At 64.7% G+C, this 23,039-nt stretch carries 23 protein-coding genes; 16 read left to right on the top strand and 7 right to left on the bottom strand.

The window, feature by feature from the left end; translation table 11 throughout:
• Positions 1-94 precede the first annotated feature (94 nt).
• The 13 genes from V3330_RS09760 to V3330_RS09700 all read left to right on the top strand — a co-directional run bounded on the left by V3330_RS09760 (position 95) and on the right by V3330_RS09700 (position 9,402).
• Positions 95-1,651 carry an amidohydrolase family protein gene (locus V3330_RS09760; RefSeq protein ID WP_354695225.1) on the top strand — a complete coding sequence of 519 codons (1,557 nt, stop codon included), beginning with the start codon at positions 95-97 and terminating at the stop codon, positions 1,649-1,651.
• A gap of 111 nt (positions 1,652-1,762) precedes the next feature.
• Positions 1,763-2,893, top strand: coding sequence for a YeiH family protein (locus V3330_RS09755; RefSeq protein ID WP_354695224.1), 1,131 nt, complete (start codon positions 1,763-1,765; stop codon positions 2,891-2,893).
• A gap of 99 nt (positions 2,894-2,992) precedes the next feature.
• The gene (locus V3330_RS09750; protein WP_354695223.1) at positions 2,993-3,838 is read left to right on the top strand and encodes a CPBP family intramembrane glutamic endopeptidase; all 846 of its coding nucleotides are present in this window, start codon (positions 2,993-2,995) and stop codon (positions 3,836-3,838) included.
• 50 nt (positions 3,839-3,888) lie between these two features.
• Positions 3,889-4,284 carry a VOC family protein gene (locus V3330_RS09745; RefSeq protein WP_354695222.1) on the top strand — a complete coding sequence of 132 codons (396 nt, stop codon included), beginning with the start codon at positions 3,889-3,891 and terminating at the stop codon, positions 4,282-4,284.
• Entirely contained in the window at positions 4,281-4,694 is a 414-nt protein-coding gene (locus V3330_RS09740) for a GFA family protein (RefSeq protein ID WP_354695221.1), read from the top strand. Before V3330_RS09745 ends, V3330_RS09740 begins: the two co-directional genes overlap by 4 nt.
• 133 nt (positions 4,695-4,827) lie before the next feature.
• Positions 4,828-5,103 carry a hypothetical protein gene (locus tag V3330_RS09735; RefSeq protein ID WP_354695220.1) on the top strand — a complete coding sequence of 92 codons (276 nt, stop codon included), beginning with the start codon at positions 4,828-4,830 and terminating at the stop codon, positions 5,101-5,103.
• A gap of 131 nt (positions 5,104-5,234) precedes the next feature.
• The gene (locus V3330_RS09730; protein ID WP_354695219.1) at positions 5,235-5,726 is read left to right on the top strand and encodes a P-loop NTPase family protein; all 492 of its coding nucleotides are present in this window, start codon (positions 5,235-5,237) and stop codon (positions 5,724-5,726) included.
• A gap of 47 nt (positions 5,727-5,773) precedes the next feature.
• Positions 5,774-6,415 (top strand): thiopurine S-methyltransferase, encoded by a 642-nt coding sequence (gene tmpT, locus V3330_RS09725; protein WP_354695218.1) that lies wholly within the window; start codon positions 5,774-5,776, stop codon positions 6,413-6,415.
• A gap of 10 nt (positions 6,416-6,425) precedes the next feature.
• Positions 6,426-6,806, top strand: coding sequence for a VOC family protein (locus V3330_RS09720; protein ID WP_354695217.1), 381 nt, complete (start codon positions 6,426-6,428; stop codon positions 6,804-6,806).
• Positions 6,807-6,886: 80 nt separating this feature from the next.
• Entirely contained in the window at positions 6,887-7,384 is a 498-nt protein-coding gene (locus V3330_RS09715) for a YiiD C-terminal domain-containing protein (protein WP_354695216.1), read from the top strand.
• 110 nt (positions 7,385-7,494) lie between these two features.
• Positions 7,495-8,280 (top strand): VIT1/CCC1 transporter family protein, encoded by a 786-nt coding sequence (locus V3330_RS09710; protein WP_354695215.1) that lies wholly within the window; start codon positions 7,495-7,497, stop codon positions 8,278-8,280.
• 33 nt (positions 8,281-8,313) lie between these two features.
• A complete protein-coding gene (locus tag V3330_RS09705; RefSeq protein WP_354695214.1) occupies positions 8,314-8,703 on the top strand; it encodes a cupin domain-containing protein in 390 nt (129 codons plus the stop codon).
• A gap of 75 nt (positions 8,704-8,778) precedes the next feature.
• Complete coding sequence (locus V3330_RS09700; protein ID WP_354695213.1) at positions 8,779-9,402, top strand: ferric reductase-like transmembrane domain-containing protein; 624 nt, start codon at positions 8,779-8,781, stop codon at positions 9,400-9,402.
• A 38-nt stretch (positions 9,403-9,440) separates the two neighbouring features.
• Here the strand turns inward: V3330_RS09700 and V3330_RS09695 are convergent, their stop codons facing one another.
• The gene (locus tag V3330_RS09695; protein ID WP_354695212.1) at positions 9,441-10,856 is read right to left on the bottom strand and encodes a spinster family MFS transporter; all 1,416 of its coding nucleotides are present in this window, start codon (positions 10,854-10,856) and stop codon (positions 9,441-9,443) included.
• A gap of 215 nt (positions 10,857-11,071) precedes the next feature.
• Between V3330_RS09695 and V3330_RS09690 the strand changes: the two genes are divergently transcribed.
• Entirely contained in the window at positions 11,072-11,929 is an 858-nt protein-coding gene (locus tag V3330_RS09690) for a nuclear transport factor 2 family protein (RefSeq protein ID WP_354695211.1), read from the top strand.
• A 16-nt stretch (positions 11,930-11,945) separates the two neighbouring features.
• Here V3330_RS09690 and V3330_RS09685 read toward each other — a convergent pair whose 3' ends face one another.
• Positions 11,946-14,129 carry a molybdopterin-containing oxidoreductase family protein gene (locus V3330_RS09685; protein WP_354695210.1) on the bottom strand — a complete coding sequence of 728 codons (2,184 nt, stop codon included), beginning with the start codon at positions 14,127-14,129 and terminating at the stop codon, positions 11,946-11,948.
• A 391-nt stretch (positions 14,130-14,520) separates the two neighbouring features.
• On the opposite strand from V3330_RS09685, the gene V3330_RS09680 reads away from it, so the two are divergent.
• Positions 14,521-15,486 carry an SDR family NAD(P)-dependent oxidoreductase gene (locus V3330_RS09680; RefSeq protein ID WP_354695209.1) on the top strand — a complete coding sequence of 322 codons (966 nt, stop codon included), beginning with the start codon at positions 14,521-14,523 and terminating at the stop codon, positions 15,484-15,486.
• 1 nt (position 15,487) lies between these two features.
• Here V3330_RS09680 and V3330_RS09675 read toward each other — a convergent pair whose 3' ends face one another.
• Together V3330_RS09675 and V3330_RS09670 are read right to left on the bottom strand one after the other, a co-directional pair.
• A complete protein-coding gene (locus tag V3330_RS09675) occupies positions 15,488-16,459 on the bottom strand; it encodes a winged helix-turn-helix transcriptional regulator (protein WP_354695208.1) in 972 nt (323 codons plus the stop codon).
• 55 nt (positions 16,460-16,514) lie between these two features.
• Positions 16,515-17,321, bottom strand: coding sequence for a DUF1295 domain-containing protein (locus V3330_RS09670; RefSeq protein WP_354695207.1), 807 nt, complete (start codon positions 17,319-17,321; stop codon positions 16,515-16,517).
• Positions 17,322-17,413: 92 nt separating this feature from the next.
• Between V3330_RS09670 and V3330_RS09665 the strand changes: the two genes are divergently transcribed.
• Positions 17,414-18,382: an NAD(P)H-dependent flavin oxidoreductase gene (locus tag V3330_RS09665; protein ID WP_354695206.1), complete on the top strand. Its 969-nt coding sequence runs from the start codon at positions 17,414-17,416 to the stop codon at positions 18,380-18,382.
• 10 nt (positions 18,383-18,392) lie between these two features.
• On the opposite strand, the gene V3330_RS09660 is transcribed toward V3330_RS09665, so the two are convergent.
• The 3 genes from V3330_RS09660 to V3330_RS09650 all read right to left on the bottom strand — a co-directional run bounded on the left by V3330_RS09660 (position 18,393) and on the right by V3330_RS09650 (position 23,017).
• Positions 18,393-20,420 (bottom strand): TonB-dependent receptor plug domain-containing protein, encoded by a 2,028-nt coding sequence (locus V3330_RS09660; protein ID WP_354695205.1) that lies wholly within the window; start codon positions 20,418-20,420, stop codon positions 18,393-18,395.
• 231 nt (positions 20,421-20,651) lie between these two features.
• The gene (locus tag V3330_RS09655; protein ID WP_354695204.1) at positions 20,652-21,530 is read right to left on the bottom strand and encodes an SDR family NAD(P)-dependent oxidoreductase; all 879 of its coding nucleotides are present in this window, start codon (positions 21,528-21,530) and stop codon (positions 20,652-20,654) included.
• A gap of 41 nt (positions 21,531-21,571) precedes the next feature.
• On the bottom strand, positions 21,572-23,017 hold the full coding sequence (locus tag V3330_RS09650; protein WP_354695203.1) for a carotenoid oxygenase family protein: 1,446 nt from the start codon (positions 23,015-23,017) through the stop codon (positions 21,572-21,574).
• Positions 23,018-23,039: the final 22 nt, after the last annotated feature.

Genomic DNA, 23,039 nt, shown 5'->3' with positions numbered 1-23,039 from the left:
TATCCTGGAATCGCACGTCGTGACTGACTGTCGCATCGTTGGATATGCGTCGCCCGCTGAACGACAATAGCGGTCCAATACCGGGTCTAATCTCATGTTCAAGAAACTGTTGCGGTCGACCTTCGTGCTGGTCGTGCTGGTGCTGTTCACGGCGGTCGGTCTGCTGCTCTGGCCCCTGCCGGAACCGCCCCGGAATGGTCTCGCGGGCAATTTCCACATCCGCAACGTCGCGGTGGTCGATGTCCGAACGGGCAGCGTGCGCCGCAATATGGACGTGGTACTGCGTGACGGTCGGATCGCCTCCGTGCATCCGGCCGGTTTGTCAGGAGCGGATACCGCGCTGATTCCCATCGATGGCTCGGGAAAGTATGTGATTCCCGGGTTATGGGACATGCACACCCATTCCCTTAAGATCGCGCCCCAGTACATGCACCCGCTGTTTATCGCCAACGGCGTGACCGGCGTGCGTGACATGTCGGGTTGCCTGTCGGAACCGGACAGCCTGTTCGCCTGCATCGACGACCGCCGGGCCTGGAACGACGCGCTGGGGAAGGGTGACGGGCCTTCGCCCCGGTACGTGCTGCAAAGCAGTTTTCAGATCAATGGCGGCGGTGAAGTGCCCGAGGGCTTTCCGGCCTTCTTCAAGGCCCGCGACGCCGCAGAGGTCCGCCAACTGGTGGCTTTCCATCGCGCAGCCGGAGCAGATTTCCTGAAGACCTACTCGGAGCTTTCGCCGGGGGCCTACCGGATACTGGCCGATGAGTCCCGGCGCCAGGGGTTGGACCTGGCCGGGCATCGTCCGCTCGGCGTGTCCCTCCAACAAATGCTGGCGGCCGGGCAGCGCAGCGTCGAGCACCCGCGGCTGTTCCTGCAGGAGTGTTACGTTGGCGCGGCCGAATTCCGGGCCCTGGCGGACCCGTTGGCCGCTTACGATGCGGACCTGCGCTGGTCGATGCTCGACGATCACGACGCCGTTCGCTGCGCGGAGCTGATGGCCGCGATGGCGGACAGCGATACCTGGTGGACTCCCACCCTGCAGGTGCTGCAGATGGGTGCGCTGGCGAGTGACCCGGATTTTCGGGCCGACCCGCGCCTGAAATACATTCCCTGGTTGTTCCGCAGGCTGATGTGGGCGCCGGACGCCGACCGGGCCGCCGCGCAGGCGCCGGATGCCTCCGGACGTGAGCTCTACCCGAACCTGTACCGGATGGCACTGGGGCACGTGGGTCAGGCACACGCGGCCGGGGTGAAGATCCTGGCCGGCACCGACGCGGGCGACACCTACGTGTTCCCGGGATTCGGCATTCACGATGAGTTGGTGGAGCTGGTCCGGGGCGGCCTGTCACCGGCGGCGGCACTGCGCAGTGCGACGCTCGATGCGGCCGGGTTCGCCGGGCGGGAAGCCGATTACGGATCGGTCGCTATCGGCAAGTCCGGCGACCTGCTCCTGCTCGACGCCAGTCCCCTGGACGATATCGCGCATACTCGAAGCCTGGCCGGCCTCTTCTTCAACGGCGCTTACTACGACCGTGACGCGCTCGATGACCTGCTTGAATTCGCCGCAGAGCAGGCAGGAAGCCTGCATGTCAACGTTCACCTGTTCCGGGATGCCGTGATGAGTCCGTTGTTCCGGGTTCAAGTGGCCGATTGATACTGTGTTGATGGTCAATGCAGGCACCTGGCTTTTCCCGGCGCACGACTTCCTCGATGCGTTGCCGTGTTCCCGCCACACGGCTCTCCTCCGCAGGTGGAGTGACTGCAAGTGACGTCTCCCGGTTTCACCTCGACAGCAAAAACGCTGCTCCCGGGATTGTCGCTGTCCGTTGTGCTGGCGGGGTGCGCATTCGGGCTGTCGGGTCTTTCGGCCGGCTTGATCCCGGATTCGGCGCGCAGTCCGCTGAGCCCGATCCTGCTGGCGCTTACGCTGGGCATTCTCGTGCGTCACACGCTGGGGTTGAATCCCCGGTTTCAACCGGGCGTTCAGTTCAGTTCGGTCCATGTGTTGCGGGCGGGGATCGTCCTGCTGGGGCTTCAATTGAGCCTGCTGGAAGCCGGTCGGATCGGTTTGCTGGCGTTGCCGGTTGTGGTTCCCTGCATCGTGCTGGCCTACGTGTGCGTTCGGTGGCTGGCCAGGCGCATGGATGTGTCCCGGGATCTCGGCACCTTGCTCGCGGTCGGCACCAGCATTTGTGGAGTGACCGCCATCGTGGCCCTGGCGCCCGCGATCCGGGCGCGCCGGGAAGACACTTCATACGCAGTCACCTGCATCACCCTGTTCGGGCTTTCGGCCATGATGGTCTATCCCGTTCTCGCCCGGTACGTATTCGATGGCGCATCCGTTCAGGTGGGCGTGTTTCTCGGAGCGGCAGTGCACGATACCTCCCAGGTCATTGGTGCTGCGCTGCTCTACCAGCATTACTTCGCCGACCCGCAGGTCCTTGAAATTGCGACGGTCACCAAGCTCGTTCGCAATCTGTCAATGCTGGTGATTCTGCCGGCGGTATGCCTGTTGCACGCCCGCGCCACGGCCGCCGCCGAACTTCAAACCCGGGCGGGGAATCGGCGGAATTCTTCCGCCACGGCCGGCACACCCGCTTTGGCGGGGGTCTTTCCCTTCTTCATTCTGGGCTTTGTCGCGTTGTGCGTGGTGCGCAGCGTGGGCGACCTGGGGACCTCGCCTTTCGGTCTGTTCGACCGGCAGGATTGGCACCAGTGGCTCGATGTTTCCAAAAGCCTGTCGCAATATTGCCTGTGCGCCGCCATGGCGGGGGTCGGGTTGGAGACCGATGTGCGATCGTTCAGAGCACTGGGCTACCGGCCCCTGGTCGTCGGCTTTGTGTCCGCGACGGTTGTCGGATTCTGCAGTGGCGCCATCATTCTCGCGATGTACTGAGACCGCCTGCAGGTGTAGCCGGCGGGTAACCAAATCGTTCGGCAAACGTCTGTTCAAAAAGCATGTTTCAATGAACCCGGCCTGATGGTGGACACTTCCGTGATCAAATTGCATCGTTTGACCCTCGTTTTTCTGTTGCTGGTAGCCGCGCTGTATCCGCTGGGCCTGTGGCTGGTGTTCCGGCTGCAGAGCGCCAGCCCGCTGATGCTGACCGTGGGGCTGGCGGCGATTGGCGCGTGCCTGCTCTGTCGAAAGGACCTGGGCTCCCTGGGTTGGGGTTGGAAATCGTGGCGGAGCCAGTGGGCGAGCTACCTCGTTCCACTGGGTTACGCGACGCTTGCCTACGGCTTGATCTGGAGCCTGGATCTCGGCACGTGGTATGACGCAGACCAGGTCGCGGCCCTGCGCGAAGGGTATTCGCTCGAATCGTGGTCGGACGGTGCTCTCATCACGTTCCACTTCGTGTTGACGGCCACGGTGAGTTTCGTGCTGCTGTTGCCGAGCGTGCTGGGCGAGGAGGTGGGCTGGCGCGGAGTGCTCGTACCCGACCTCGCCCGGAGGCTCGGGTTCACCTGGGTGGCGCTGATCAGCGGACTGATCTGGGCGGCCTGGCACTGGCCCATCATGCTGTTGGGCATTTACGGCAATGCCGAGGTGCCCCTCGGTTATCAGTTGACGTTCTTCACGATCACCCTCGTATCGATGTCGGTGGTGATGACTTATTTTCGCTATGCCACGGGCAGCCTGTGGCCCGCGGTGATTTTCCACATGAGCCACAACGTTTTTCTCCAGAAGTTTTTCTCGCCCCTGACCGCCGAGACCGCGAACTCGGCGTGGTTCCTGGATGAGTTCGGGCTGGTGCTGCCACTGGTGACGGGTGGGTTCGCCGTGTACTTCTGGCGCAAGGGCGTGCGCGCGTTCGACCCACCCGCACGGACTACCTGAACGACCGCCCGGGTGCTAGGGTATGACGCCCGCACCCCTGGAGCGCAGTCATGCAACAGTCCCTGGCCCACGTCGCGCTGGTTGTCCGCGATTACGACGAAGCGCTGGCGTTTTACGTCGATACCCTGGGATTCCGGCTGGTCGAAGACTCCGAAATTCCGGAGCAGAACAAGCGCTGGGTGGTGGTGGCGCCGCCGGGCTCGGCGGAAACATCGCTGCTGCTGGCGCAGGCGTCCACGCGGCAGCAGGAGCCGTTCGTCGGTAACCAGACGGGCGGGCGGGTGTTCCTGTTTCTGAAAACCGACGACTTCTGGCGCGATTACCGCCGGTTTCAGGATGCTGGCGTGGGCTTCGCCGAGGAGCCGCGCGAGGAGGCCTACGGAACCGTGGTGGTGTTCGAGGATCTGTACGGTAATCGATGGGATCTGGTGCAGTACCGATCATGAACGCAGCCCCCTCCGAAAACACCCTGGTTCGCCACACCGCCACCTGCCACTGCGGCGCGGTGGCCCTGGGAGTGCAGGCTCCGGCCCGCATCGAAGCACATGCCTGCAATTGCTCGATGTGCGAGCGTACGGGCTTCCTGCACCTGATCGTTCCCGCGCACCGCATGACCCTGCTGCGGGGCGAGGACGAACTCACGGAGTATCGCTTCAATACCCGGGTGGCCAGGCACTATTTCTGCCGGATCTGCGGCTGCCGGCCGTTCTATGTGCCGCGCTCCAATCCCGATGGCTTCAGCGTCAACGCGCGGTGCCTGGACCGGGCGACGGTGGAGGAGATCGTGGTCATTCCTTTCGACGGGCAGAACTGGGAAGCGAATGCGGCCGCGCTCGGCCATCTGAGCGACGGCTGAGCCGGGCCGGGGCTCGGGCTTTTGAGGGATGGTAAAGCCGTGCGACGGGGTGATCCGGACAGACGGGAAACCTCTCCATGCTTGGTGTAGGATGCTCGGCGACGAGCGGTGGTGTACCGCCGGAGAGACTTCCATGATCGAGAAATTCGATGCGAATCAGCGAGCGTCTCATGCCGGGCGAAAAATTCCGGCGGGTGGTGTGGTGCGCCTTGCCGTGGTGGCCCTGATTGCCATGGCATCGTCAGCGTGTAGCGATCGGCAGGTGTACGACTCCCTGCAGGCCCAGCAACGCAGTCGCTGCGTCAATGAGCCTGCAGTGCGGTACGACGAATGCATGCGGCAGGCCGGTCCGGATTATGCCGAGTACGAGCAGAAACGGAACGAGGCCCGGGACGACAACGGCCGCTGACGTATTGGCAGGACTCTACGATGTGAATGGCCGCGAACCTTCATCGCGCAATGGGAGCCTTGAGGCGGTGTTCCGTGCCAGCCGGGTTTGGTTGACGGGCCTCAATACCCTGACGAACCGGAGTGTCTGACATGCGAGTGGTGATCCTGGGTAATGCCGGTTCCGGCAAGTCGACGATGGCGCGGCGGCTGGCAGCGGGGCGGGATATTCCGGTGTTGTCGCTGGACGCGATCGCGTTCGCCCAGGGCGCGGAACGCCGGCCCCTGGGCGACTCCCTGGCAGCGTTGCAGAATTTTCTGGACACCCACGATTCCTGGATCATCGAAGGGTGTTACGGCGACATTGCCGCCGCGGCTCTTCCGCACTGCACCGAGTTGCGTTTTCTCAACCCGGGCGTTGAAACCTGTGTCGCGCATTGTGAGCAAAGACCGTGGGAGCCGGACAAGTTCGCCAGCCAGGCCGAGCAGAACGCCGTTCTCCCCGGTCTGATCGACTGGGTACGCAGTTACGAGACCCGGGATGACGAGTACGGCCTGGAGTGCCACCGGCGGGTATTTACCGAGTTCGCCGGACTCAAGCGCGAGTACTCCGATACCGGAGCCTACGACGATGATGGATTCTGAACACTGGCCGGATTCGGCCGCGAACCTGGCAGGCAGGAGGTGATGTGATGCGGGAGGCATTCTGGCACGAGTGCTGGGAGCGGGGCGAAATTGGCTTCCACGAAGGCGAACCCAACGGGCTGCTGGTAAGGCACTTCGACCGTTTGAACCTGCCGGAAGGCAGCCGCGTGTTCCTGCCCCTGTGCGGCAAAACCCGCGACCTGGCCTGGCTGGCCGGCCGGGGGCTGCGGATGGTTGGCGCGGAATTGAGTGAACAGGCCGTTAAACAACTGTTCGAGGAATCCGGCCTGCAACCGGAGGTCAGCCCGGCGGGTGCGCTGGATTGTTACCGCGCCGGCCGGCTCGAAATATTCGTCGGTGACCTGTTCGATCTCACGGCCGACCAGCTCGGTCCCGTGGATGCCGTCTACGACCGCGCCGCCCTGGTCGCGCTGCCAGAGGAGATGCGCGTGCGCTATACGGCACACCTGGTGGACATCACCGGCACGGCGCCGCAGTTGCTGGTTACGTTTGAATATGACCAGGCGCAAATGGCCGGCCCGCCGTTTTCGCTGGTCGCTGAAGAGGTGCGAGGTCACTACGCGGCCCAATTCGAGATCGAACGGCTGGAATCGCGCGAGGTCACCGGCGGTCTGAAAGGCCAGGTGGAGGCCAACGAGACAGCCTGGTTGTTGCAACCGCGGAACTGAGGCACTGGCGATGAACCTGAACCAGGTCACCCTGCCGGCGATTGACATGGAGGCATCAACGGCGTTCTATCGCCGTATGGGCTTTATTCAGATTGTCGATTCGCCGCACTATGCGCGTTTCGAGTGCCCGGAAGGAGATGCGACCTTTTCGCTGTCCCTGACCGAGGGGCCCGTGGAGAGTCATACGGCGATTTACTTCGAGCACGAGCCTCTGGACGAGTGGGTGGCGGAACTGGAGGCGCGGGGTTTCCTGTTCGACGAGCCGCCAACCGATCATTCTTACCTTTGGCGGGAGGCGCGTCTGCGTGATCCGGCCGGGAATCCCGTGATCCTCTACTGGGCGGGGGAGAACCGGAAACACCCGCCGTGGCGGGTCGAGCGGCGCGATTAAAGCCTTTACGATCTCACGATCACCCGATTCCAACCGGGCACCGACTGCCGGCCACAAACGAGGACCGCACTGCAACCGACATGAACGTTTCGACGACCGAACTGCAGGACTACCTGCATGCGCATATTCCCCTGTCCGCGGCCATGCAGGCCGAGGTGGAAACCGCCTCCACCGAAATGGTGGTGGTGGCCGCTCCGCTGGCCCCGAACATCAATCATCGCGATACCGTGTTTGGCGGCAGTGCGACGGCTCTGGCGCTGCTGGCCGCCTGGTCGCTGATGCACCTCAATGTGAACCGGGAAGGCCGGTCGCGGCAACTCGTCATCCAGCGCAATACCATGGAATACCTGGAGCCCATCACCGGGCGATTCACGGCCCGGGCCAGCCGGCCGGCGGAAGCCGCCTGGAGCCGGTTCGAGCGCACGCTGGAACGTCGCGGGCGGGGCCGGATCACGGTGGTTTCCGAACTGCACCTCGGAACCCGTCTGGTGGGTCGCCTGGAAGGAGAATTCGTGGCACTGACGGCGGCCGGGCGGGCTGAATCGGTTCCGGTCCGGCCGGCGGCGGCCGCGTCGTGATGTGAAGGATTCCGGGTGGCCGGCGACTCCCAGGTTAGCCGCCCCTGTTCCGAACCCTCCGCCTGAGGCCCTGGCGCCGGTTCCGCTGCGTACCTGATATTCTGTGTGGCATGGCCCATTCGTCCAGCCACGATTCCACCGCGGCGCAAAACGCGGATGACGTGACCCTGGCGCGTGACCACCAGCCGTCCGCCATTCGGCGGCGTTTGCAGACGGGACCACGCGTGCGTTACGTGTCCGATGCGGTACTCGGCGGTATTGACGGCTGCGTGACCACCTTCGCCATCGTCGCGGGTGCGGTGGGGGCCGGATTCGCTCCGATCGTGGCCCTGGTTCTGGGGTTCGCCAATTTGCTGGCCGACGGATTCAGCATGGCCGTCAGCAACTACGAGGCCATCCAGGCGCAGCGCGAATACGTCGACGATCTGAGGCGTACCGAGTTTCGCCACATCGAACGCGTGCCCGAAGGTGAGCGGGAAGAGATCCGGCAGATTTTCGCCGGCAAGGGGTTCGAGGGCGAGGTGCTGGAGCATGTCGTGGATACGATCTGTTCGAATCCGGACTTGTGGGTCGATACCATGCTGGCCGAAGAATACGGTGTTGGACGCGCCACCGCTCGGCCATTGTATGCGGCCCTCGCAACCTTCGGTGCGTTCGTGGCGGTCGGCACGATGCCACTGTTGCCGCTATTGGCCCCTGTGCCACTCGAACGGCAGTTCCTGCTGAGCGCGATCATCGCCGGCGCCACATTCTTCGCCATCGGCATGGCCAAGGGGTTTACCTTCGGCCGCCGGCCCTTGCGTTCCGGGTTGCGCACGCTCGCCAGCGGCTCGGCCGCCGCCGCGTTGGCTTTTGCAGTGGGCCAGGGTCTGCACTACCTGATCGGCGTTTCGTGAGGGGCATTTGCCCAGGCGCCCGGGGAGAACATCATGAAAGCACCGGTTTCACCCGAACAGCTCGCCGCCGGCCTCAAGCAATACTGGTCGCCGCGGGTGATTGCCGAACTGGACGACTCCTACGTCAAGGTGGCCAAAGTCAAGGGCACTCTGGCCTGGCACGCCCACGATGACGAGGACGAATTGTTTTACGTGCTGCGTGGACGATTGCGCATCGAAATGGAGCAGGCGACGGTGGAACTGGAATCCGGTGATGCCTATGTGGTGCCGCGCGGCGTGCGGCACAATCCGGTTGCCGACGAGGAATGCCTGATCATGCTGATCGAGCGCAAGTCGACCCGTCACACCGGGGGTGTGGTCACGGACAAGACCCGGTCGCTGGAAGAGCAAATCCGCCCCCTGGGAGCCACGAAGAGCGGTTGAGCGCGTCGGCGTGGGATCGGTCGCGTCCGGGATCGGCCGGGTTTGCTGCTATGCTGGCAACAGGAGGGAGAGGTCGTGAACAACAACCAACGCAACACGTCTGTTCTGATCGGTACCCTGGCTGTCTGCGGAGGCGCGACGTTCGCCGGCATTCGTCTCGCGGGCATCAGCGAGGCTTCGCTGGGTGAGGCGCTGCGGCTGACTGCCCAGTTGGCCCTGCTGATCTACCTGCTGATCTTCGTCGCGCGGCCATTGCAGGTGCTGCGGCGCGGCCCGGTGCCGCTTTGGCTGATGCGTAATCGCCGCTACCTGGGTATTGCGTTCGCAGCGGTCATGACGGTGCATCTGGTGCTGATTCTGTGGCTCAAGTTCGGCGTCACCGGTGACGGGCTGCAGCTATTGACGGTATTGCTCGGCGTGGTCGCCTACGCCTTCATATTCCTGATGCTGATCACTTCCTGGGATGCCCCGACCCGGGCGCTGGGTCCGCGCCACTGGAAGCGGCTGCACACCGCCGGGCTTTACTGGATTGGATTGCCATTCCTGTTCACGATGCTGCTGGCGTTGCGCGGGCACGAGGAAAACGGAGTCTACATTGCGTTCGTCGTACTGATGGCGGCCGCGATATTCATTCGCATCGCCGCCTGGTTTCGGAGCCGCGCCAACGCGGCCGGTCACGCCCGCATCCCCAGCGCCTGAGGCCGAGCGACACTGAGCGATTCCGACTCCTCGCCGATTCAGCCGGATGCGTACTCGGCGGCGGTCTTGCGCGCAGCGATCACGCTGGCCCGGTAGGGCTTGAGCGCCAGCCAGGCAAACAGCGCGCCCAGCGGCAGCACGATGCCGCTGCCCCAGGCCATCGAGTAGCGCAGCATGGCCGGATCCTTGAACACGTAATCCGTCACCAGCGCATACAAGGTGGGTCCGAAGCCGTTGGCGATCAGGTTGCCGACCAGGAAGTACACGGCCGTCATCTGCGCGCGCAGCGCGTTGGGCGTGATCACCTGCAGCGCGGCGGCCGGCAGCCCCTGCGGGAACGCCAGCAGGAAAGCGGTCACGGCGAGGCCGGCAATGGCCAGAGACGGGTTGGGCGCCAACGGGGTCAGCACCGCGAAGGGAACCACGGCGACGGAACAGTAGAACGCCGCGCGCAGGATGGCGTCGTCGTGGCCGCGGTTCTGCAGCCAGTCGGCAACGTAGCCGCCGGCATAAACGCCTGAGGTGCCGCCAATGAACAGAATGAAACCGTAGATAAAGCCGATCTGCGAGGCTTCGAACCCCCAGGTGCGGATGAACAGGGTCGGCGTCCAAACGAGAAAGCCGGCAATGCCGACGCCAATGCACGAGAAGGCGGCGAAGTGGAATACCACGGTGCGGGCATTCCGCCTGATGAAGGCTTTGAGCGCCGGCAGGGAACTGGCCGCGGCCGCTTCCGCCGAGCCGCTGGCCGCAACCCCGCGCCGCACCGGTTCGCGCACCGTCATCAGCAACAGCAGCACCGGCAGACCCATCAGGCCGACGACGAAAAATGTCATCTGCCACGGAAAGATCTCCCCGACCACGGGCAGGGTCACGCTGCCCGCCTGCGAGACCAGTTGGACGACGAGGCCGCCAATGATCAGCGCCAGGCCGGCACCGAAATACACGCCCATGGAGTAGATGCTGATGGCGCGCGCCAGCTTTCCGACCGGGAAGTAATCGGAAATGATGGACATGGCCGCCGGCGACAGGGTGGCTTCGCCCACGCCGACTCCGACCCGGGCGGCGAACATGTGCCAGAAATTTCGGGCCAGGCCGCAGGTGGCCGTCATCACGCTCCAGAAGGCCAGGCCGAAGGTGATGATGCGGCGCCGGTTGCGCTGGTCGGCGAGCCGCGCGATGGGCACGCCCATCACGGTGTAGAAAATGGTGAAGGCAATGCCGGCCAGCAGGCTGATCTGGGTGTCGGTGATCTGCAGATCGCGGCGGATGGGTTCGATCAGCAGGCTGAGAATCTGCCGGTCGATGAAGGAGTTGGTGTAGGCCAGCATCAGCACGCCGACGACGTACCAGGCGTAGACCGGTTTCGGCCAGGGCGCTTCCCGGGTCGGATTGCCGGCCGGGCCGGAAGGAGGTGCGGGTGGCGCTGTTGCCGCAGAGTCCGAATCGCTCATCTGCATTCCGCTTCGATGGTCAGGCTGGTGCAGTGGCGCATCGGTGGTTTCGCTCCCCGTGTTCCCTGTGCGCCCCGGCGGGCAGCGTTGATTGCTTGCAGCGGCTAGCCTAGACTACAAAAGTCTCATTATGCAAGTAAGCCTGATTTCCGGCCGTGCGCCCGGCGCAACGTCCGGTTCCCGGCTTGATCCAGCCACTGTTCCAGGAGTCCGACATGAAGCTCTTCCGCTCTGTTCTGCGCACCGCCTTGCCGTTCGCCCTCCCCGTGATGCTGGCCGCCTGCGCACCACCGCCCCCCGCCGGCCAGGAAAAGCTCGAGGTGGCCGAGGCCATGGTGCAGGCCTGGAACGATCAGGACTGGGAGCGGGTGTACGCCCTGTTCGCCGAGGACGGTGTGCTGCACAGCGTGATGCTGGAGCCGATTGTCGGGCGGGCCGCGATTCGTGAACGCCTCGGTCAGCTCGCGCCGGGGATTGAAGCGATCGAGTTGCAGATTCGCAACCAGGGTGTGGTCGGGGATGCCGTCGTGCTCGAACGCACCGACGATTTCGTCTACAACGGCAAGCACTCACGGGTGCCGGTGGTCGGTGTGCTCGAAATTGAAAACGGCCTGGTGACCGAATGGCGCGAGTATTACGACCACGCTTCGCTGGTCGAAGCGCTGACCCCGGAACCGCCGACCGCCGAGGAACGCGAAGCCCGCGATACGGCGGAGATCCTGCGCTTGACCGTCAAACTGCAGGAAGACTGGAATGGGGGTGACATGGCGGGCTACCTGGCGGCTTATCGCGAAGGCACCGACACCTCGCTGCTGTTCGGCGGCCAGGCGCTGCGCAGCTGGCAGGAAATACACGACCTGTTCACATCGTCATGGACCACCGAAGAAGCCATGGGGGATTTCGCCACCGGTACGGTCGCGGTGCGCTTCGCCGGCCCGGACGTGGCCATCGCCAGCGGTGATTTCCAGCATGTGTTTCCCGATCAGACCATCGACGGCGGATTCAGCCACGTCTGGCACCGCGGCCCGGATGGCTGGAAGATCGTGCACGAACACACCTCGCGCAAGCATTGACCGACGACACAAAGCCTCAAGCGGCGGCCGGCCCGGCCGCCCGCACCACCACCGGCACGGCGCTCATCACCGGCAGTCCGCTGAAACGGTCGTAGCCGACGGCATCGTCCAGCAGTTCGGCGACCGCGGTGCCGGCGAATCCGCCGGCGCCGGCCTCACCGGCGTCCCGATTGGGAAAGCCGTGCGCCACTGACACCACGCCGGGGCGTACGTCCTCGGCGAGCTCGGCAATGCCGGGTACGCAGCCCGCGGCCGTCTGAAGTTCGACCGCATCCCCGGTGCCGACCCCGATGGCACCCGCGTCCACGGGGTTCAGGTACACCGGGTTGTAGGGTCGTTTGCGCCGCAAGGCCGGCAGGTCCTGGCCGACCGAGTTGTAGACCTCGTGCTGGCGGCGGCTGGTGAGCAGCAGCGGGCGCCCGTCGAATCCGGTGATCGACGCCGCCAGCGCGGACGGGTGGCCGAGTGCGTCGGCCAGCGCACCGAGTTCGGTCATCATGTCCGGATGGCCGAGTTCCAGCCGGAACGGCCAGTCGGATTCTTTGGCCGCCGCGGGCACCGCCTGTTCCGGAAACTCGCGCCCGCCGGGGTAGTCCCTGATTTCGTCCAGCGGTACCGGTGCGCGTTTGAGAAACAGCTCCAGCAGGTCGTCGGTGGTCGGTGGCCGGGTCATGTCGTAGGCTTGTCCGAACCAGGACAGCTCCAGGTCCATGCGGCGGGCCAGTTCGTAAAACACGCGCCAGTCCTCGATCACCTCGGAATTTTCGGGGGGGTCGATCAGCGCCGGCTGGTACTGCGCCCAGGGCTCGGGCATGCCCAGGGACAGGCCATAAAACGTGATGCCTTCGCTGGCGAATGAAGTGGCCGGAATCTCGAACCCGAATTTGGGGCCGATCACGTAGTCGGCCAGGCGTGAAGTGGCGCCCACCTGCGGGTCGATGGCCACCAGCAGATCCAGTGACTTCAGCGCCTGTTCGACCTTGCTTCGGTTGGGCCAGTTGGCCATCGGGTTGCCGCCGACCACGAACAGCGCACGTATCTGTCCTTCACCCGGCGTCAGGATTTCGTCGGGGAGGGCAGCCGTGGGCATTCCGGCCGCTGTATCCGCCAGGCCACGTACCCTGATCGGCTCGCCGAAGCCGTAAGCGGGCCGCGGCTTTTCGGCCCGGGCCTTGCCGGTGGACATGCGGAACAGCACGCCGGGGTTGGGAATGGTCTCCCCGGCCCGAATCCAGCGGCCGCACAGTGTATTGAGCACCAGCATCAGGTACTCCATCAGCGTGCCGAAGGGCGCCATGTTCGAGCCGGTGCCGCCGGTGGCGATGCCGCGCCTGGCGCCCGCGAACAGGCGGGCTGCCTCACGAATGGCTTCCGGTTCGAGCCCGGCGACGGCCGCCACCGCTTCCGGCGTGAACGCCGCCACCGCGTCACGCAGGGCGTCGAACCCCTGGGTTTCGGCGTCGACGAATCCGGCGTCGTGGAGATCCTCGTCGAGGATCACCCGGATCATTGCGGCCAGGATGGCGGCGTCGTTGCCGGGCAGGCACTGCAGGTGCAGCTCGGCCTTGCGTGCGGTCTCGGTGCGTCGCGGATCGATGACGATGAGCTTCAGTCCCCGCTTGCGTGCCTGATGCAGGCGCCGGGCGGGATTGAACGGCGGCACGCCGCCCCACATCGAGACCAGTGGGTTGGCGCCGATCACCAGGCATACATCAGCGCTGTCGAACGGTTGTGGTCCGGCGCCCCAGCGGCCGTGCAGGGCCATTGCGATGGGCTTGCCGGGCTGGTCGATGGTGGCATTGGAAAAGCGCATCGGTGAACCGATCGCGTCCATGAAGGCGTGCCGGGTCATTACCCCGGCGGGGCAGAAATTGCTGAAGGTGCCGCCGTAGATCGCGACCGAACGCGGACCGTGTTCGGCGATGATGGCCGAGAGTCTGCCGGCGATGCCATCCAACGCCTCATCGAGCGGTAGGGGTTGCAGTTCACCGTCGCTGCCGCGGGCCAGCGGATGCAGCACCCGGTTCGGAGCGTAGTGGAACTCGTGGAAGTTGCGGCCCTTGATGCAGGTGTAGCCGTGATAGACCGGGTTGTCCTTGTCGCCGATGATGCGGGTCACCCGTCCGTCTTCGAGGGTCAGCTTCACCGCGCACATGGCGTGGCAGAAGCGGCAGATGGCGTGGCGGGTTTCTGGCTCCATGTCGACAACTCTTCACTTGCATTATTGAACTTGAAGATAGCGCGCCGTTCCGGGCGGGTCAAACGGCTGCCGGTGGCCCATCAAAGTGGTTGGGAACGATGTCCGGATGTCCGGCGGCCACCGGTTTCGCTGAGCCGCCGCCGCTCCCGCGGATTGACGGCCCCGGCGACATTGAGTATTTTAAGTTCGATTATGCAAGTTTCTATCGCGGGCGGCGATTTCGCGACGTAAGCACTCGCGGCGCGGGCGTCGGGACGCTGCCCCGGCGGGCGGGGCCATTAGCGCAGGCGCGGCCGGATTCGCTTGCAGGGCATCGGAGTACCGCCGGGTGCCTTCCGGGCCGTCATCGAAAAATCCCGCTACGGCAACACACCAACAGGAACGACCTACCATGACAACACGAGACCTGGTCAAGATCATCACGTTCTACGGGCGTTTCACGCCCAATTACACCAAGATCGGTTACTGGGCCCGTCGGCCGTTCTGGGGCGCCGGTCCGAAATTGGATTTCAGCGGGCAGACCTGGCTGGTGACCGGAGCGTCACTGGGCCTGGGCGCCGCGATGATGAAAGTCGCGGCCGAGGGCGGCGCGCGGGTAATCGCGGTGGCGCGCAGCCAGGAGCGGCTGGAGGCGGCCCGGGCCCGACTGAAGCCGGACGCGCAGCAACGGGTACAGCTGGAGACGGCCGACATGTCGCTGGTCTCCGGCACTGCGGATCTGCAGCGGCGCCTGGTGGAGTCGGGAGCGAAGTTCGATGTGATCCAGAACAATGTCGGCCTGCTGCTCAATGAGCTCACCATTACCCCGGAAGGAAAGGAAAGTTCATTCGTCACCAATGTACTGAGCCATTACCAGCTCACCGAAGGCCTGCATGACGCGGGTGCGTTGGCCGATCGGGCAGTGATCGTCAATATGACCTCCGGCGGCATGTACAACGCTCCACTGGGCTATCGTGGGCTGAACACCACCAGTCCCGAGAAGTACAACGGCAAGGTTTCCTACGCTTATGCCAAGCGGGCCCAGGTGGCCCTGACCGTGCACTGGAACAAAAAATGGGGCGGCGAAGGCATTCGCTGTTACGTCACCCATCCGGGCTGGTCGAAGACGCCCGGAGTAAAAACCGCACTGCCGATTTTCTGGAAAATCCAGAACTTCATTCTGCGCACGCCGCGCCAGGGCGCGGACACCGCTCTGTGGCTGGTCGCTGCGCAACCCCCCATCGGCGAGGAAACCGTGTGGTTCGATCGCAAACCGCGCCCGACTCACATGTACGCCTTCACCCACAAATCGCAGTGCACCATCGACGAGCTGGTCGAGTACCTGGAAGGCGAACTGAAGGAAACCGCCGCCGGCTGATTCAGTCGTCAGCGTCGCGCTCGAATGTGACGTTGTGCACGTCCAGCGGGTCGCCACAGGCACTGCATACGGTGCGGGTTTCCAGCAGGTGACCGCACGGCAGATGCCGCAGCACCAACGGGCGCTCGTCCGGGGCCATCAGCCAGCGTTCCGCCCAGGCGTGCATCTCCAGCGTGGTCAGGTACAGGTCGGCGCCCTTGGAGGTCAGCCGGTAGCGGTGACGCAACGGGCGCTTCTGGTAGGGTTCACGGGAAAGCACCTCGGCGTCGACCAGCAGTTTCAGCCGGTTCGACAGGATGTTGGTCGAGATACCGATGGCGCGGGCGATTTCGTCGTAACGTGAGAGCCCGAAGAAGGTCGCGGCCAGAACCAGACCGGTCCAGCGGTCGCCGATGACGTCCAGCACGTGGAAAAAGCGGTGATCGACATCGGCTGACTGTGCCCGGGTGCCGGTTGAGCGGCGCTGGAAACGCGCCGGGATGTTCCCGGCTTCGGCCGAGGGTTCGCGCGCCTCGAACCGCACCTCGCGCATGCGCACCGGCGCGTCGCAGGCCTGGCAGTGGATTTCCGGGCGCATCAGCTTGCCGCAGCCGGTGTGCACCAGCTTCTGGGGAATATCGCGTTCCTCGCTCCAGCGGGTTTCCCAGTCCCACACTGCGAGGATGAACGCGTACAGGTCGATCCCCATCGGGGTCAGCCGGTACTCGAATCGCCGGGGCGATTTCTGATACACGACCTGTCGCAGCACGCCGTGCTCGACCAGGGCTTTCAGGCGGGAGGTCAGCGTTCCCCGGGCCGCGCCGCTGCGCGCCCGAAATTCCTCGAAACGTCGGATGCCGAGAAAGGCGTCGCGCAGGATCAGGCCCACCCAGCGATCTCCAATGACGGTGATCGCACGCGCCACCGCACTGTTCAGGATCAGGTCCGAGTCAACGGGAGTTCTCGGATCGGGGTCGTGTTTGGAAGAAGCCATGTGGGGTTTATGGGTGTCGGGATTCCGGTTCAGAGATGGGGATGCCGGGCGGCAATTACGAGCGGCGTCGCGGCGGCCAGGGTACCAGGCCGCTGGTGCACTCCATGTACGCCCGGTAACCGGGTTTTTCCCGCGCGAGCTTCTTGTCCAGCGTACGCTGGCCGGTCACGTTGATCACCAGGTAAGAGTACACGATGGGACCGATCACGGTCAGCCAGCCCAGGGGCACTTCGGCCGCGACGAGGAAGATGCCCCACCACACGCAGAGTTCGCCGAAATAATTGGGGTGACGGGAGTAACGCCACAGCCCCGTGTTCAGCACGGTGCCGGCGCGGCTGGGGTCGGCGCGAAAACGGCGCAATTGCACGTCGGCGACCCATTCGACCGTGAAACCCAGGGCCCACAACGCCACACCGGCCCAGGCCAGGAGGCCCGGCGCCGGGGCGGCCTGGGCGGCGGCGAACTGAATCGGCAGCGACACGAACCACAGGACGATGCCCTGCAGCAGGAACACCTGGCGCAGGGCCAGCAGGTTGAAACTGCGGTCGTCCGGCACCCAGCTCCTCAGCTTGGTGTAGCGGGGATCCTCGCCGTGGCCCCAGTTGCGCCGGATCAGGTGCCAGGTAATGCGTACGCCCCACAGTCCGACCATGGCGGCGATGAGTCCCTTGCGCTCGGTCGAGCCGTCACCGAGCAGCAGGCAGGCGGCGGTGATCGCCATCAGGATGACCGCGAAGAACATGTCGATGATGCTGGCGTCGCGGATCGGGATGCTGATGAGCCACAGCAGCAATACGGCGCCGATGCCCACGGCAAAGGCGACGGCCATGACGGTGAGCAGGCCGGGGGTCAGCAATTCCATGGGTGGGCACCTTGTCGCCGGAGCGGTTGCGTTGAGGGGGATTTGATAGTCTAATAATGAAAGTTACTAGACGCAAACAAGGGAAGTCACCCATGAGTCAGACCGAAGCGCGAAACCGCTTCGCCGCCTTGCGCGCGACCCTGCGCCTGCCGGTGGTATGCGCGCCCATGTTCCTGGTTTCCGGGCCGGATCTCGTGATCGGCGCGTGCCGGTCCGGCATTGTCGGTTCCTTCCCGGCGCCCAATGCCCGCACCCTGGACGATCTCGAAGCCTGGCTGGACCGCATCACCGGCGAACTTGATTCGATGCAGCGCCAGGGTGAGGTTGGCGCGACGCCGGTGTGGGCTCAGAACCTGGTGGTGCACAGCACCTACGAGCGCCTGGACGCGGAACTGGCCCTGGTACAGAAATACCGGCCGCCCATCGTCATCACCGCCCTGGGCAGCCCGCGCGCGGTGGTCGAGGTGGTGCACGATTATGGCGGCCTGGTGATCGCCGACGTCAACAACGTCGCTTACGCCCGCAAGGCGGCCGAAGCCGGCGTGGACGGCCTCGCCCTGGTCGCGGCCGGCGCCGGAGGCCACACCGGTCAGATGGCCGGTTTCGCCTTCGTGCCCGCGGTGCGTGAATTTTTCGACGGCATCCTGATTCTGGCCGGCGCGATCGGCGACGGCCGCGCGGTTCGCGCCGCCGAAATTCTCGGCGCCGAGCTGAGCTACATGGGTACCCGGTTCATCGCCACCGAGGAGTCCATCGCGTTCGAGCCGTACAAGCAGATGGTGGTGGAGTCGACGTTCGACGACCTGTTGCTGTCGAGCTCGTTCACCGGTGCGCACGCCTATTATCTGCGCCCCAGCATCGTGGCGGCCGGGCTGGATCCGGACAACCTGCCGGTCAAGGGCCGCATGGACCTGACCGGGTCCAGCACCAAGATCAAGGCCTGGAAAGACATCTGGTCGGCCGGGCAGGGGATCGGCACGATCCACGAAATCGAGCCCATCGGGAACGTGGTGGATCGACTGGAGGCGGAGTACCGGGCCGCTCACAGCCAGCCTGGATAGTGCATCAGTGCTAGAAGCCGAATGCGTAGAACAGGTGCAGCGTGCGGGGGGTTCCGAGGCTGTTGTAGAAGTAACTGCCACCCCGGTCCGCCGAGGCCACATCCACCCGGGTGGCGTACGTCTCATCGGTTAAATTTTCGAGCCGGAGACTGAGTCGGTGGCGTTCGCTGCGGCCGAACCGGTACCAGGCCGCCAGGTCGGCGACCAGGTAATCACCCCGCTCCACGCCCGGCCGGGCATTCAGATCGCCGACCCAGACCGCCGTCAGCGACGCACCCCAGGGCCGCTCCGGGGCCTGGTAATTCAAACCGGCTTTGACTTCGGACTCGGGGATGCCGGTCAGTTGCACGCCGTCTTCGTTCAGCTCTGATTCGTTGAAGTTGACACTCAGGTTCGCGGCCCAGCCCTGGCCGAGGTCGTAGGCGGTAATCAGTTCCATGCCGACCACATCCACCTCGTCATCCGAATTGGTGAAACTCTCGCCTTCCACCCCGGCGATTTCCACCGGTACGTACGACTGGATGTAGTGGGTGATTTCCCGGACATAGCCCGTGAGTTCGAAGCGGAACCGGTCGAATTCCGCTCCCACGCCGAGATTCAGGTTGCGGCTTTCCTCCGGCTCGAGGTCGGGATTGCCCACCGAGAAGAAGAAATCCGGCACGCCGTCGCCGTTCTCGTCGTAGATTTCGTTGAGGAAAAGAGCTTCGGCATCGGGCAGGCGGAAGGACGTACCCAGGGTGCCCTGAACGTACCACTGGTCGTTGATCTCATGCCGCCCGCTGAAATTCCAGACGGTCGCGCTCGCGATGGTGTCGGGGCGGTTGTAGCGGACGCCGAACGCCAGGCGGGTGTCGCGCCACAGCTCCGGGGTGGTACGGACCTGCAGGTACAGGGCGTTGACTTCTTCCTCCTGGTCGGCGATTCGCCAGACGTCGTCTTCGCCGGAATAGCGCTGGTGGTCGAAGCCGGCCACGTACTCGAAACCACGGTGCAGCCTGAATTCGGCCATGGCGTTGAGCCCGTAGTCCTCGTAACCCCAGAACGACCGATCGTTGACCACGCGCTGATCGCCGGTCACATTGCCGTCGTCGTCCAGCACGTTGTAGATCCGCGTGTAGTGCGTGTCCCAGTCGTGATAGTAGGCCTTGACGTACAGGCCGAACGAGTCGGAGGGCAGGTAATCGAGGCGCGCCATCAGAATGTCTTCGCTGCGTTCATTGGTGGTGCGGGCATTGAGCATCGGGCGCGCGAAGTCGAGTTCGTTGTCGGTGCGCTGATACTGCACGGTCAGGGTGGTGCTCTCACCCAGGTTCACGCCATACTTCAGGCCGCCCACATTGACTTCGTAGCCGCGCTCGCGGTCGGCGGCGCTGGGCTGGATGTCTTCGTCGCGATAGGGTTGGAAGCCGTCGGCCTCGTCCCGGGACGCGTAAGCCAGGAAGCGATGCGGGCCGGCGGATCCGCGATAGTAGGCGTGGGCATTGAAGCCGTCGTTGCTGTTGACGCCCAGTCCCGCTGCTCCCTCCGGTTCGTCCTGCAGGGTCCTGGTCAAGATGTTCACGACGCCACCGACCGACTGCGTGCCGTAGAAAATGCCCTGGCCGCCCTTGAGCACCTCGATGCGCTCGATCATGTGGCTCGGGATGGTGTCCAGCGGCGACGTGCCGTTGTACAGACGATTGTTGATGCGCACGCCGTCGATCAGCCACAGGATTTCCTCGCGGCGCGATCCCTGCAATGAAACGTCGACGTAGTCGAAGGCGCCGTTCTTGGGGCGCACGTGCAGCCCGGGCACCAGCATCTGCAGCGCCTGGCTGACTTCCGTATAGCCTTTCAGCTCGATTTCCCCGTAGGGCAGCACTTCCAGCCGATTGCCGTACTCGGCGAGATCCAGCGGAATGGTGTCCTCGATGCTGCGCGCCGTGACGTGTACCTCTTCAAGCGCGTCCTCCGAACTGGGCTGGGCCGGCACGAGGCCGCAATACAGCAGGGCGCAGGCGCAGGCCGCGCATGCTGATCGTCGATCGGGTCGTGTCATGAAAGCCTCGTGTCTGTCGGTGGGTTAAAGCCGGCTGCGCTCAAGCATCGCAGGGGCGTACGAAAACAGACAAGTGAGGAATGTAAAGAAAACGGTTTCGTTAACGAGTTAACGGAGGGAAAATCCGATTAAAAATCCATGACTTGGGATTTTCGTCGGGGAGGGCTCGTGGGCGGCCGCCCGGTTATCGGGCGGCCGGGACGGATGCCCGGTGGCGACCGCTTCGGCCAGTCAGTCGCCCAGGTAGCCGGCGAAATGATCGAGCGCGCCGCCGTAGTGGCGTTCCAGTGACCGTTGGGTGAGTTCGTCCCAGGCGCGGGCCACGGTGCTGAAATCGGCGTCGTCGGCGATCTCCACGGGGGAGGGCTCCCGCACGCCGGCCGTGGCGAGCCGGCCGCCGCCGGCGATCACCACTTCGCCATTCACCGGACAGTCGTCACTGAGCAGCCAGGCGACCACCGGGGCCACTCGCTCCGGCCGCATCCGTTCGATCAGGTCATCCGACAGCTGGGCCTCGGTCATCTGGGTGGCACCGTAGGGGGCCAGTGCATTGACCCGGACGCCGTGGCGGCCGCCTTCCTTGCCGATGGCGCGGGCCAGGCCGATCAGGCCGGCCTTGGATGTCGAATAGGCCGGCAGACCGTGTTCGCCGTACAGGCCGGCCACCGAAGTGGTGACGATGAATGCGCCCCGGCTCTGCTCGTAGCAGTGCCGGAACACCGGGTGAATCGCGTTGAGGGTGCCCGCCAGGTTGATGTCCAGGGTGCGGTGCAGTTCTTCCAGCGACTGCTTGTGAAAGCTGCGCCCTTCCGAGACGCCCGCGTTGGCGATGAGGCCGTCCACCCGGCCGAATGCCTCCAGGGCCGTTTCGAGCAGGCGCTCGCCACAGGCCCGGTCTTCGGCGTCGCTGTGCTCGGCCACGGCCTGACCGCCGGCCGCCGTGATCTCGCCCACGACCCGTTCGGCCGATGATTCACGCTCGCCTTCGTGCTTGCGGTTGTTCACGACGAGACTGGCACCGAGTCTGGCCAGGTGCAGTGCGTAGGCCCGGCCCAATCCCTTGCCGGCCCCGGTGATGATGTAGGTACGGTTGTGAAGCGGCCCGGTCATGGTGCTCTCCTGTACGCTCGTGAAAGGTTCGTGCCGGTCGTTCAGCCGGCAGGGGTGCCCGGCACCCAGCAGGCGTGGAAGCCGCTGGGGATGTGCTGCGGGATTTGTGCCCGGCACAGCGGCCCCCGGGTCAGATAGCGGGCATCGAATACCTGGAACTCGGCGCGGTTTTCGTGGGGCACGCTGACAAAGCTTACAACGTAACCGTCGTCTTCTTCGGTCGCGCCGGAGCGCGGCGCGAACGGCGCCTCGCTGCCGTAGTGCCCCCGGGGGTATTTGTGTTGCTGGATTCGGCCGGTCTCGGAGTCGTAGCGAACCAGGCCGTCGAACAGCACGGTATCTTCCGGCGCGAAGCTCACGTGGTAGCTATAGCGCGAACGCCGGCCCAGGAAGCGGGCATTGATCATGGGAAATTCGCTGATCAGGTCGCTGAGTGCTTCCTCGCGGCATTCGCCGGTTTCCAGGTTGAAACGCCAGCGGTGGTAGGTGGCGTCCAGGCGCATCCAGGCCAGCAGGTTGGCGTAGGGGCCGGCGTACTGGCGGCGCACTTCCCGGGACGGTTCAGGATGGCCGAGACGGCAGCCGTCCATGATCACCCAGGGGCCGTCCTCCCAGGCGTTGATCACGTGGTAGATGTAGGTGGGCTCGGCCTCGAACCAGCGAATGGCATCCCCGGAACCGTGTCGCGGTATGACGCCGAAGCGGCTGGGCATGTCCGGATGGAACGTCACCTTGTGGGCGTCCTGGCGCAACAGTTCGGGGTCCCAGAACAGCGGCAGGTCCATCAGGATCGTGTGGTTTTCGGTAATGGCCAGCGAATGCGGCAGGCGCGGTCCGGGCAATTCGATGGGCGTGAAGTGGGTCAGGCTGCCGGCCGCATCGATCACGCCGTAGGTCATGTACGGCTCTGCGGTCGCGTAGTCGAAGAACATCATCTCGCCGCTGTGCTCGTCGACCATGTTGTGCGCCGACATGAAGCGCGCCCCGGACGCGGGCAGGTCGATGCGGCCCAGGGTTTCAAGGGTGACCGGGTCCAGCAGGTACGGTTCGCCGCACTGGTAGAACGTCGCGACGGCCTTGCCGTTGTGAAACACGACGTCGGTGTTGGCGCAATCCTTGAGGAAACGGTCGGCGCCCCAGGCCTGTTCCAGCGAACGGTCGGGCCGGTCGATCAGACCCGGCCAGAGGGTTTGGCCGGCATCGTTCTCGGCCAGGAAACCGCGGGTGCGCACCCAGCGGTTGCGGTAATTCACCCGGCCGTTGGAAACCTCGATGCCGTGCAGCATGCCGTCGCCGTCGAACCAGTGGTGCACGCCCTTCGGGCTGAACTTCGGATTGGGGCCGTTGCGCAGGTACAGGCCCTCGAGATCTTCCGGCAGGTCGCCGATCACCTCCAGGTCGAACGCGTCGATCTCACGGTCCACCGGGGCGTGGGGCCCCTCCAGGTACGGATTGCCCCGGGTTTCGAGGTCGGCGGTACGTTGCATCAGTGTGCTCATCGCTGGGATG

Source organism: Elongatibacter sediminis (assembly GCF_037892215.1).
Classification (GTDB): Bacteria; Pseudomonadota; Gammaproteobacteria; order Xanthomonadales; family SZUA-36; genus Elongatibacter; species Elongatibacter sediminis.
This window is presented reverse-complemented; position numbering and strand designations above follow the sequence as displayed.

What these genes read in the sequence shown, in the direction of transcription:
- V3330_RS09675 (WP_354695208.1), bottom strand. Translation starts at nt 16,459, where the DNA reads ATGGCTTCTTCCAAACACGACCCCGATCCGAGAACTCCCGTTGACTCG.
- V3330_RS09660 (WP_354695205.1), bottom strand. Translation starts at nt 20,420, where the DNA reads ATGACACGACCCGATCGACGATCAGCATGCGCGGCCTGCGCCTGCGCC.
- tmpT (WP_354695218.1), top strand. Translation starts at nt 5,774, where the DNA reads ATGCGGGAGGCATTCTGGCACGAGTGCTGGGAGCGGGGCGAAATTGGC.
- V3330_RS09650 (WP_354695203.1), bottom strand. Translation starts at nt 23,017, where the DNA reads ATGCAACGTACCGCCGACCTCGAAACCCGGGGCAATCCGTACCTGGAG.
- V3330_RS09760 (WP_354695225.1), top strand. Translation starts at nt 95, where the DNA reads ATGTTCAAGAAACTGTTGCGGTCGACCTTCGTGCTGGTCGTGCTGGTG.
- V3330_RS09695 (WP_354695212.1), bottom strand. Translation starts at nt 10,856, where the DNA reads ATGAGCGATTCGGACTCTGCGGCAACAGCGCCACCCGCACCTCCTTCC.
- V3330_RS09710 (WP_354695215.1), top strand. Translation starts at nt 7,495, where the DNA reads ATGGCCCATTCGTCCAGCCACGATTCCACCGCGGCGCAAAACGCGGAT.
- V3330_RS09680 (WP_354695209.1), top strand. Translation starts at nt 14,521, where the DNA reads ATGACAACACGAGACCTGGTCAAGATCATCACGTTCTACGGGCGTTTC.
- V3330_RS09665 (WP_354695206.1), top strand. Translation starts at nt 17,414, where the DNA reads ATGAGTCAGACCGAAGCGCGAAACCGCTTCGCCGCCTTGCGCGCGACC.
- V3330_RS09705 (WP_354695214.1), top strand. Translation starts at nt 8,314, where the DNA reads ATGAAAGCACCGGTTTCACCCGAACAGCTCGCCGCCGGCCTCAAGCAA.
- V3330_RS09745 (WP_354695222.1), top strand. Translation starts at nt 3,889, where the DNA reads ATGCAACAGTCCCTGGCCCACGTCGCGCTGGTTGTCCGCGATTACGAC.
- V3330_RS09740 (WP_354695221.1), top strand. Translation starts at nt 4,281, where the DNA reads ATGAACGCAGCCCCCTCCGAAAACACCCTGGTTCGCCACACCGCCACC.
- V3330_RS09735 (WP_354695220.1), top strand. Translation starts at nt 4,828, where the DNA reads ATGATCGAGAAATTCGATGCGAATCAGCGAGCGTCTCATGCCGGGCGA.
- V3330_RS09690 (WP_354695211.1), top strand. Translation starts at nt 11,072, where the DNA reads ATGAAGCTCTTCCGCTCTGTTCTGCGCACCGCCTTGCCGTTCGCCCTC.
- V3330_RS09730 (WP_354695219.1), top strand. Translation starts at nt 5,235, where the DNA reads ATGCGAGTGGTGATCCTGGGTAATGCCGGTTCCGGCAAGTCGACGATG.
- V3330_RS09720 (WP_354695217.1), top strand. Translation starts at nt 6,426, where the DNA reads ATGAACCTGAACCAGGTCACCCTGCCGGCGATTGACATGGAGGCATCA.
- V3330_RS09655 (WP_354695204.1), bottom strand. Translation starts at nt 21,530, where the DNA reads ATGACCGGGCCGCTTCACAACCGTACCTACATCATCACCGGGGCCGGC.
- V3330_RS09685 (WP_354695210.1), bottom strand. Translation starts at nt 14,129, where the DNA reads ATGGAGCCAGAAACCCGCCACGCCATCTGCCGCTTCTGCCACGCCATG.
- V3330_RS09715 (WP_354695216.1), top strand. Translation starts at nt 6,887, where the DNA reads ATGAACGTTTCGACGACCGAACTGCAGGACTACCTGCATGCGCATATT.
- V3330_RS09670 (WP_354695207.1), bottom strand. Translation starts at nt 17,321, where the DNA reads ATGGAATTGCTGACCCCCGGCCTGCTCACCGTCATGGCCGTCGCCTTT.